Raw genomic sequence first — 9,244 nt, forward strand, 5'->3', positions numbered from 1 at the left:
CCGGCGGCACGATGACGATTTCGCCACCGGCCATGCCCTTGCCCACATAGTCGTTGGCGTCGCCTTCGAGATGCAGGTGCAGGCCGCCCACGTTGAACACGCCGAAGGACTGGCCGGCCACCCCTTTCAGCTTGACGATGATGGGGGTGTCCGCCATGCCGTGGTTGCCGTAGCGCTCGGCGATCTCGCCGGCCACGCGCGCGGCGATGGAGCGGTCGGTGTTTTTGATCTCATAGTGGAAGATGCCGCCGCTCTTGTTCTCGATGGCGGGCAGCATCTCCCGCACCATGCGCTCGGCCAGCATGCCCTTGTCCCACGGGTTGTTGCGGGCCACCTGGCACACGTGCGGCTTGCTCTCCGGCACACCGCCATCCGTGATGACCGGGGTGAGGTCGAGGCTCTTCATCTTGTCGGTGGGCGGGTTGTCGATCACCTCCAGCAGGTCAACGCGGCCCACCAGCTCGCCCAGGGATTTCACGCCCAGCTTCGCCAGCCATTCGCGCGTCTCCTCGGCCACGAAGCGGAAGTAGTTCATTACCATTTCCGGCAGGCCGATGAAGTGCTCCTTGCGCAGACGCTCGTCCTGCGTGGCCACGCCCACGGCACAGGTGTTCAGGTGGCAGATGCGCAGGTATTTGCACCCCAGCGCGATCATGGGGGCGGTGCCGAAGCCGAAGCTCTCGGCGCCCAGAATGGCCGCCTTGATCACATCCAGACCGGTCTTGAGGCCGCCGTCGGCCTGCAGGATCACCTGACCGCGCAGGTCGTTGGCGCGCAGCACCTGATGGGCCTCGGAGATGCCCAGCTCGAAGGGCGAGCCGGCGTATTTCACGGACGTCAGCGGGCTGGCGCCGGTGCCGCCGTCATAGCCGGAGATGGTGATCAGGTCGGCGTAGGCCTTGGCCACGCCGGCGGCGATGGTGCCCACGCCCGGCTCGGCCACCAGCTTGACGGAGATCAGCGCGTTGGGGTTGATCTGCTTGAGATCGAAGATCAGCTGCGCCAGATCCTCGATGGAATAGATGTCATGGTGCGGCGGCGGTGAGATGAGGGTCACGCCGGGCACGGAATGACGCAGCTTGGCGATGTAGAGGTCCACCTTGTGGCCCGGCAACTGACCGCCTTCGCCCGGCTTGGCGCCCTGGGCGATCTTGATCTGGATCACCTCGGCATTGCGCAGGTAGTGGGCGGTGACGCCGAAGCGGCCGGAGGCCACCTGCTTGATCTTGGACATCTTCTCGGTGCCGTAGCGGGCCGGATCCTCGCCGCCCTCACCGGAGTTGGAGCGGGCGCCGAGGCGGTTCATGGCGGTGGCCAGCGCCTCATGGGCTTCCGGCGACAGGGCGCCCAGCGAGATGCCCGCCGAGTCGAAGCGCTTGAGAATGTTCTCGATCGGCTCCACCTCATCCAGATCGATCGGCTGGATGTCGTCTCGGAACTTGAGCAGGTCGCGGATGGTCATGGGCGGACGCTTGTTGACCGCGTCGGCGAACTTCTGATAAATCGCCCTGTCACCGGTCTGCACCGCCTGACGCAGGTAGTTGACCACATCCGGGTTGTAGGCGTGGTATTCGCCGCCGTGCACATACTTGAACAGGCCGCCCTGTTCCAGTGTGCGGCGCGGGTTGAAGGCGCGCTGGGCCACCTTCTTCAGATCCGCCTCGATATGCTCGAACTTCGTGCCCTGAATGCGGCTGGTGGTGCCGGTAAAGCACAGATCCACGATCTCGTCATGCAGGCCGACGATCTCGAACAGCTGGGCGCCACGGTAGGAGGCGATGGTGGAGATGCCCATCTTGGACAGGATTTTGAACAGCCCCTTGTTGATGCCTTTGCGGAAGTTGCGGATGTAGAAGTGCAGGCTGTTGGCGTCGGACAGCTCCTTCGTGCGCAGCAGGTCTTCCAGCACCTCGTAGGCCAGATAGGGATAGACCGCTGTGGCACCATAGCCGATGAGCACGGCGAAGTGGTGCGGGTCGCGCGCAGTGGCGGTCTCCACCACGATATTGGCGTCAGGGCGCAGGCCTTCGTTGACCAGACGGTGGTGCACCGCACCCACCGCCATGGGGGCCGGGATGGTGAGCAGGTCGGGCTCGATGCCCATGTCGGACAGCACCAGAATGGTGATGCCGTCCCTGACCGCGTCCACCGCCGCATGGGTCAGGTCCTCAATGGCCTGTTTCAGTGACTTTTCAGTCGGGTTGTAGTGCAGGCTGAGGATGACATGGCGGTAGCCCTCGTCCGCCTGGGTCAGCAGCATGTTGAACTGGGAGGGCGTCAGCACCGGGCTGGACACATCCAGCCGGTGGGCGTGCTCCGGCCCCTTCTCGAACAGGTTGCGCTCCCGCCCGAAGCTGGTGGCCAGGGACATGACGATGTTCTCCCGCAGCGGGTCGATGGGCGGATTGGTCACCTGGGCAAACATCTGACGGAAGTAGTCATAGACGCTGCGCGGGCGCTTGGAGAACACCGGTAGCGGCGTGTCGTCACCCATGGAGGCGGTGGTCTCCTGACCGTCCTCGGCCAGCACGCGCAGCACCTGATCGCGCTCCTCGAAGGTGACCATGAAGTATTTCTGATACAGCTCGGCGGTCCTGTCGTCGAAGCCGATGATCTTCTCGCTCAGGTCGGCGCGGTCTTCCAGCGCGTGGTAGCCCTTGTCCATCCACTCCCGGTAGGGGTGCTGCCGGGCCAGTTCGCGGTCGATGTCCTCAGGGCGCAGCAGGGTACCGGTCTCCAGATCCACCGCCATCACCTGACCGGGCTTGAGGCGGCCCTTCTCGACGACATCGGCCTCGTCGTAGTCATAGACGCCGATCTCGGAGGCAAAGGTGATGGTGCGGTCCTTCGTGATCACATAGCGGGTGGGACGCAGGCCGTTGCGGTCCAGCGCGCAGATGGCGTAGCGGCCGGTGTTGAGCACCATGCCGGCCGGGCCGTCCCACGGCTCCATGTGCATGGAGGCGTATTCGAAGAAGGCGCGCAGGTCGGGATCCATGTGCGGCACGTTCTGCCACGCCGGCGGGATCAGCAGCCGCAGCGCCTCGAACACGCTCAGCCCGCCCATGGTGAGCACTTCGATCATGTTGTCCAGGCTGGAGGAGTCGGAGCCTTCCTGCGACACCAGCGGCTTGAGGGTGTGCAGCTCCGGAATGTGCGGCGTCTGGAACTTGGTCTGACGGGCGCGCGCCCAGTTGCGGTTGCCGCGAATGGTGTTCAGCTCGCCGTTGTGGGCCAGGAAGCGGAACGGCTGCGCCAGCCGCCACCGGGGCAGGGTGTTGGTTGAGAAACGCTGGTGGTAGGAGATCAGCGAGGACTCGAAGGTCTCGTCATTGAGGTCCTCGTAGTATTCCGGCAGCTCCCGCGGCATCACCAGCCCCTTGTAGGAAACCAGCTGGGTGTGCAGGGAAGCCACGTAAAAATCCTCATCCTCCGGCTCGATCTCCATCTCCGTCTGGCGGCGGGCGACGAACAGGGCGCGGTTGAAGGCGTCCTCGTCCATATCCGCCGGGGCGTTGACGAAGATCTGCATGATCTCCGGTTCCATGCCGGCGGCCTGTTCGCCCAGCACCTTGGAGCGCACCGGCACATCCCGCCAGCCGGCCACCTGCAATCCCTGGGCGGTGAGCTTCTCTTCCAGCGTGCGCATGGCCTTCTCACGCTTGGCCGCGTCCTGGCTGAGGAAGATCATGCCGATGGCGTAGCGTTCGCCCGGTTCGATGCCGGCCTCAGCCGCCGCCTTGCGGAAGAAGGCGTCGGACTTCTTGATCAGCAGGCCGCAGCCGTCGCCGGTGCAGCAGTCGGCCGCCACACCGCCGCGGTGGGTCATGCGCGCCAGCGACTCGATGGCGGTGCGCAGCAGCTGATGGCTGGGCTTGTCGTCCATCTGGGCGATGAGACCGAAGCCGCAGTTTTCCGTCTCGAACTCGGGGCGGTAGAGGCCGCCCAGGGATTGCAGCATGTTCATAGCGTGGTTCCTGTTCAACGGTTCGTTTTCGCAGGGTCGGCGAAAAAATGGGGCGGCATTATAAGCGAGCGCCCCGATGTTCGGCAATTCAACCGCTTAGCTGGCCGCCTCCTCGGGGTGGCACAGGCTTTCGCCGGTCATCTCCTCCGGAATGGGGAGGTCCATCACATCCAGCAGGGTGGGCATCACGTCCGGCAGGCCGCCGCCCTCGCGCAGGCGGCACTTCTTGTGACCCACATAGATGAACGGCACCGGATTGGTGGTGTGGGAGGTCATCGGCTGGCCGGTGACCGGATCGCGCAGCTGCTCGATGTTGCCGTGGTCGGCGGTGATGATCACCTCGCCATCCACCTCTTCCAGCGCTTCGATGATCTGCCCCAGCGCCTTGTCCACCGCCTCGACCGCCTTGATGCAGGCGTCCATCTTGCCGGAGTGGCCCACCATGTCCGGGTTGGCGATGTTGCACACGAAGGTGTCGAACTCGCCGGAGCGGATCGCCTCGCACAGCCTGTCGGCCAGCTCGAAGACGCTCATCTCCGGCTTGAGATCGTAGGTGGCCACCTTGGGCGACGGGATCAGGATGCGCTCCTCGCCCGGGAAGGGCGCCTCGCGCCCCCCGTTGAGGAAGAAGGTGACATGGGCGTACTTTTCCGTCTCGGCGATGCGCAGCTGCTTCAGGCCCAGCCTGCTGACCCACTCGCCAAAGGTGTTCTTCAGCTTCTGCGGCGGGAAGGCCACCCGCACCAGCCCGTCGAAGTTCTTGTTGTATTCGGTCATGGTGACGAAAGTGGACAGCGCCGGCGCGTGGCAGCGGGGGAACTCGGCGAAGTCCTTCTCGATGAAGGCGCGGGTCAGCTGGCGCGCCCGGTCGGCGCGGAAGTTGGTGAAGATGATGGCATCGCCATCCTTCACTTTTGTCACCTTGCCCTTCTTGTTGCGGATGGCGGTGGCGTGGATGAACTCATCCGTCTCGCCGCGGGCGTAGGCCATCTCGATGGCCTCTCTGGCGCTGTCGGCGGTGTAGGGCGCCTCGCCACAGGCGATGACGTCATAGGCCTCGCGCACCCGCTCCCAGCGGTTGTCCCGGTCCATGGAGAAGTAGCGGCCCACGATGGAAGCGATGCGCACGCCCTTGAGCGGCGCGATGAATGCCTCCAGCTCCGCCAGGTATTCCAATGCTGACTTGGGCGCCACGTCCCGACCGTCGGTGAAGGCATGGATGCGCACCTTGGCGCCGCGCTCCACCGCCATCTTGACGGTGGCCTTCATGTGGTCGATGTGGCTGTGCACGCCCCCGTCGGACAGCAGGCCGAGCACATGCACCACATGGCCGTTTTCCGCCGCCCGGTCGATGGCCTCGGCCAGCACGGGGTTGTGGAAGAAGGAGCCGTCGCGGATGGCCAGGCCGATGCGGGTCAGTTCCTGATAGACGGTGCGACCGGCACCCAGGTTCAGGTGCCCCACCTCGGAGTTGCCCATCTGCCCGTCCGGCAGGCCGACCACGCTGCCGGAGGTGTTGATCAGCGTGTGCGGGCAGCGCTCCCACAGGGCATCGAAAACGGGGGTGTTGGCCTGGGCGATGGCGTTGTCCTCGGCTTCCTCGCGCCAGCCCCAGCCGTCGAGGATGATCAGGCCGGTGGGACGGTGTTTGACCTTGTACTTCTTGTGGCTTTTGGGCATGTGTGCGTCCATTTTTGAGACTTTTAACCGCTTTATTGTAAAGGGTCGGGCTGTTAAAATCAGCCGTCCCGCCGACGACCCGTGCAAAGGAGTGTCATGTTTCTGGAATTCGTGCAGCAGCAGTGGCCGCTGTTTCTGGCCCTGATCATCATCGTCTCCATGCTGGTGTTCAGCTATGTGGGCGACCGTCTGCAGGGCTACCGCAATGTGGACACCACCGAGGCCACCCGGCTGATCAATGACGGCGCCGCCGTGTTCGACGTGCGCTCGGAGGCCGAGTATGCCGGCGGTCATCTGGTGGACGCGGTCAACATCCCCGTCAGCCAGCTCAAGGGCCGCATTGAAAGCGGCAGCCTGTCCGTCGGCAAGCAGGATCCCATGCTGGTCTACTGCGCCAGCGGCAGCCGTTCCGCCCGCGCCTGCGCCCAGCTGGCCAAGGCCGGCTACGAGAAGGTGCACAATCTCTCCGGTGGCATCATGGCCTGGCAGAACGCCGGGCTGCCACTGGAGAAGGGCCGCAGGAAGGGGAAGAAGAAGACAAAAAAGTCCTGAAGGCCCGCGGGGCCGCCACCTTGGAGGAGAACACCGTGCCGAAAGTTGTCGTCTACGCCACACAGACCTGCCCCTACTGCACCATGGCACGCCGCCTGCTGGAGAGCAAGGGAGTGGACTACGAGCTGATCGATGTGGGGCGTGACCGCGCCCTGTGGCAGGAAATGGAGGCCCGCAGCGGGCGCAGCACCGTGCCGCAGATCTTCATCGGTGAGACCCATGTGGGCGGCTGTGACGACCTGCACGCGCTGGAGGCGCAGGGCAAACTGGACGAACTGTTGAAAGGAGCGTGACATGAGCGAGCAGAACAACACCGAACAGCAGGCGCAGCAGCCGGTCTTCGCCATTCAGAAGATCTACACCCGCAACATCTCGCTGGAGTGCCCCAACTCGCCCGGCATCTTCACCGTGGAGTTCAAGCCCCAGCTGGAGGTGGACCTCAATGTCACCTCCGAGGTGCTGGAGCCGGAGATGGGTCTGTTCCACGTGGTGGTGCGCGGCACGGTGACCACCAAGGTGGATGACCATGTGGCCTTTCTGGTGGAAGTGGATCAGGCCGGCATCTTCGTCATTCAGGGCTACGCCGAGCAGGAGACGCACTACATTCTCGGCGTGCACTGCCCCAACATCCTCTTCCCCTACCTGCGCGAGGCGGTCAGTGAGCTGGTGGTGCGCGCCGGCTTCCCGCAGCTGCTGCTCGAGCCGGTCAACTTCGAGGTGATGTACGCCGAGCAGATGCAGCAGCAGGCCCAGCAGGAGGACGGACAGACCGCCCAGTGAGCGTGCATCGCATCGCCGTGCTGGGTGCCGGCGCCTGGGGAACGGCGCTGGCGCTGCATATGGCTCGCTGCGGCCACCAGGTCGCCCTGTGGGCGCACCGTGCCGGGCACGCCGAAGCCATGACGCGCGACGGTGAGAACCGGCGCTATCTGCCCGGCCACTCCTTTCCGGACAATCTGACGGTCACCGCCACGCTGGAGGAGGCGGTGGCGGAGGCCGACGGCGTGCTGATCGCCGTGCCCAGCCACGCCTTCGCCGAACTGGTAGCGCAGCTGGCCGCGCTGCCCCGGCCCGAGCATCTTGCCTGGGCCACCAAGGGCTTTGACCTGCCCAGCGGACGCATGCTGCACGAGGTGGTGGCCGAGGCGCTGGACAGCCCGCCATGTGCGGTTATCTCCGGCCCCACCTTCGCCGAGGAGGTGGCCGCCGGCCTGCCCACCGCCATGGTCAGCGCCAGCGAAGACGCCGAAGAGGCTCAATGGTGGGCGAAGGTGCTGCATCATCATCTGTTCCGCGTCTATACGCAGGATGATGTCATCGGCGTGGAGGTGGGCGGCGCCTGCAAGAATGTCATGGCCATCGCCGCCGGCGTCAGCGACGGGCTGGGCATGGGGGCCAACGCCCGCGCCGCGCTCATCTCCCGCGCCCTGGCGGAGATGATGCGTCTGGGGGTGGCGCTGGGCGCCCGGGCGGACACCTTCATGGGCCTGACCGGCGTGGGCGATCTGGTGCTCACCTGCACCGATGAGAAGTCCCGCAACCGCCGCTTCGGTCTGCAGCTGGCCCGAGGCGAGGTGGGCGAGGTGGGTGGCGTGGTGGAAGGGATGCGCGCCGCCGAGGCGGTGCACCGCAAGGCGCGGGCGCATGGGCTGGAACTGCCCATTGCCGAGCAGGTGTATGCCGTCATTCGCGGCGAGCGCACGCCGCAGGAAGCCGTCACCTGCCTGTTCGAGCGGGATCTGAAGGCGGAGCGGTTGGTTTAGACAGGGGTCTCCCCCATTTTTACGGGGTGAAAATCTGTCCGGCCCGGAAAAAACCGGAAAATCTTGGAAAAAGGGCCGCACAGGGGCGAAAAAGCGTGTTTTTTGCCGCGCGGCCCGCAGGACGTCCGGCAAAATTGGGGGAGACCCCGTGTTGAAAGGGCCGGTCAGCCGTCGAGCGGCTGGAAGCCCAGCTGTCGCCACGCCTCGTAGGCGACGACGGAGACGGCATTGGCCAGATTGAGACTGCGCACGCCCTCGCGCATGGGAATGCGCAGGCGGTGGGCATCGTCAAGACGGGCCAGCACTTCATCGGGCAGGCCGCGGCTTTCCGGCCCGAACAGAAAAGCGGTGCCGGGCTGGTAGCGAGGCTCGGTGTAGAGCCGGCGCCCTTTGGTGGTGAGTGCATAGAGTGCCGTCGGGCGCACCGCCTCCAGACAGGCGTCGAGCGAGGGGTGCACTCGCACGCGGGCCAGCTCGTGGTAGTCGAGGCCCGCGCGGCGCACCTTCTTTTCCGACAGGTCGAAGCCCAGCGGCTCGACCAGATGGAGCCAGGCGCCGGTGTTGGCGCTCAGGCGGATGAGCGCTCCGGTGTTCTGGGGGATTTCCGGCTCGTAGAGAATGAGATGCAGCATGGATCTGTCGATCGAACTGAAAGGCGTGAAGTTTAACACGCCGGTGGCCATGGCCTCCGGCAACGCCGGCTATGGGCTGGAGTACCGCCGGGTGAGCGGCTTCGATTACCGGCAGGTGGGGGCCATCTTCATGAAGGGCACCACGCTGGAACCGAAAAAGGGCAACCGCCCGGAGCGGGTGCAGGAGTCCCCCTGCGGGCTGCTCAATTCCGTGGGGCTGGAAAACCCGGGCGTGGACAGGGTGGTCAACGAGCTGCTGCCTCAGCTGGACTGGGCGGCCACACGCTACATCGCCAATGTCTCCGGCAGCACGCTGGAAGAATACGCCGAGGTGACCCGCCGCTTCGACGAGACGCCGGTGGCCGCCATCGAGGTGAACATCTCCTGCCCCAATGTTAAGAAGGGCGGGGCCGCCTTCGGCAACGACCCGGAGATGGCTGCGCGGGTGACGGAGGTGTGCCGCGCGGCCACCACCAAGCCGCTGATCGTCAAGCTTTCGCCCAACCAGACGGACATCGCCGAGGGCGCGCGACGGGTGATTGATGCCGGCGCCGACATGCTCAGCGCCATCAATACGCTTATGGGCATGAGCATCGACATCCACACCCGCCGCCCGACGCTGGGCAACAATCAGGGCGGCCTGTCCGGCC

The 9,244-nt window shown here is 65.3% G+C and carries 8 protein-coding genes; 5 read left to right on the plus strand and 3 right to left on the minus strand.

Features of this window, described 5'->3' with window-relative positions:
• Positions 1-3,967: glutamate synthase large subunit (gene gltB / locus F8K16_RS03200; protein ID WP_294946849.1), on the minus strand; the 3,967-nt coding region annotated here is incomplete at its 3' end.
• Positions 3,968-4,063: 96 nt separating this feature from the next.
• Positions 4,064-5,659, minus strand: a complete 1,596-nt coding sequence (gene gpmI, locus F8K16_RS03205) for a 2,3-bisphosphoglycerate-independent phosphoglycerate mutase (RefSeq protein WP_294946852.1) — start codon at positions 5,657-5,659, stop codon at positions 4,064-4,066.
• Between the two features lie 84 nt (positions 5,660-5,743).
• On the opposite strand from gpmI, the gene F8K16_RS03210 reads away from it, so the two are divergent.
• The 4 genes from F8K16_RS03210 to F8K16_RS03225 are packed head-to-tail and all read left to right on the plus strand — an operon-like array spanning position 5,744 to position 7,962.
• The gene (locus F8K16_RS03210; protein WP_294946855.1) at positions 5,744-6,199 is read left to right on the plus strand and encodes a rhodanese-like domain-containing protein; all 456 of its coding nucleotides are present in this window, start codon (positions 5,744-5,746) and stop codon (positions 6,197-6,199) included.
• Positions 6,200-6,234: 35 nt separating this feature from the next.
• Positions 6,235-6,492 (plus strand): glutaredoxin 3, encoded by a 258-nt coding sequence (grxC, locus tag F8K16_RS03215; RefSeq protein WP_294946858.1) that lies wholly within the window; start codon positions 6,235-6,237, stop codon positions 6,490-6,492.
• A gap of 1 nt (position 6,493) precedes the next feature.
• Positions 6,494-6,979 carry a protein-export chaperone SecB gene (secB, locus tag F8K16_RS03220; protein WP_294946860.1) on the plus strand — a complete coding sequence of 162 codons (486 nt, stop codon included), beginning with the start codon at positions 6,494-6,496 and terminating at the stop codon, positions 6,977-6,979.
• Positions 6,976-7,962, plus strand: coding sequence for an NAD(P)H-dependent glycerol-3-phosphate dehydrogenase (locus tag F8K16_RS03225; protein ID WP_367122698.1), 987 nt, complete (start codon positions 6,976-6,978; stop codon positions 7,960-7,962). Before secB ends, F8K16_RS03225 begins: the two co-directional genes overlap by 4 nt.
• 164 nt (positions 7,963-8,126) lie before the next feature.
• Here F8K16_RS03225 and F8K16_RS03230 read toward each other — a convergent pair whose 3' ends face one another.
• Entirely contained in the window at positions 8,127-8,594 is a 468-nt protein-coding gene (locus tag F8K16_RS03230) for a tRNA (cytidine(34)-2'-O)-methyltransferase (protein WP_294946862.1), read from the minus strand.
• Here F8K16_RS03230 and F8K16_RS03235 point away from each other — a divergent pair.
• Positions 8,593-9,244: dihydroorotate dehydrogenase (locus F8K16_RS03235; protein WP_294946864.1), on the plus strand; the 652-nt coding region annotated here is incomplete at its 3' end. The genes F8K16_RS03230 and F8K16_RS03235 overlap by 2 nt on opposite strands.

The sequence above is a fragment of the Sulfurivirga sp. genome, assembly GCF_015490265.1.
Classification (GTDB): Bacteria; Pseudomonadota; Gammaproteobacteria; order Thiomicrospirales; family Thiomicrospiraceae; genus Sulfurivirga.

Excerpts from the sequence above, each read along its gene's own strand:
- gpmI (WP_294946852.1), bottom strand. The coding sequence starts at position 5,659 with ATGGACGCACACATGCCCAAAAGCCACAAGAAGTACAAGGTCAAACAC.
- F8K16_RS03210 (WP_294946855.1), top strand. The coding sequence starts at position 5,744 with ATGTTTCTGGAATTCGTGCAGCAGCAGTGGCCGCTGTTTCTGGCCCTG.
- secB (WP_294946860.1), top strand. The coding sequence starts at position 6,494 with ATGAGCGAGCAGAACAACACCGAACAGCAGGCGCAGCAGCCGGTCTTC.
- F8K16_RS03230 (WP_294946862.1), bottom strand. The coding sequence starts at position 8,594 with ATGCTGCATCTCATTCTCTACGAGCCGGAAATCCCCCAGAACACCGGA.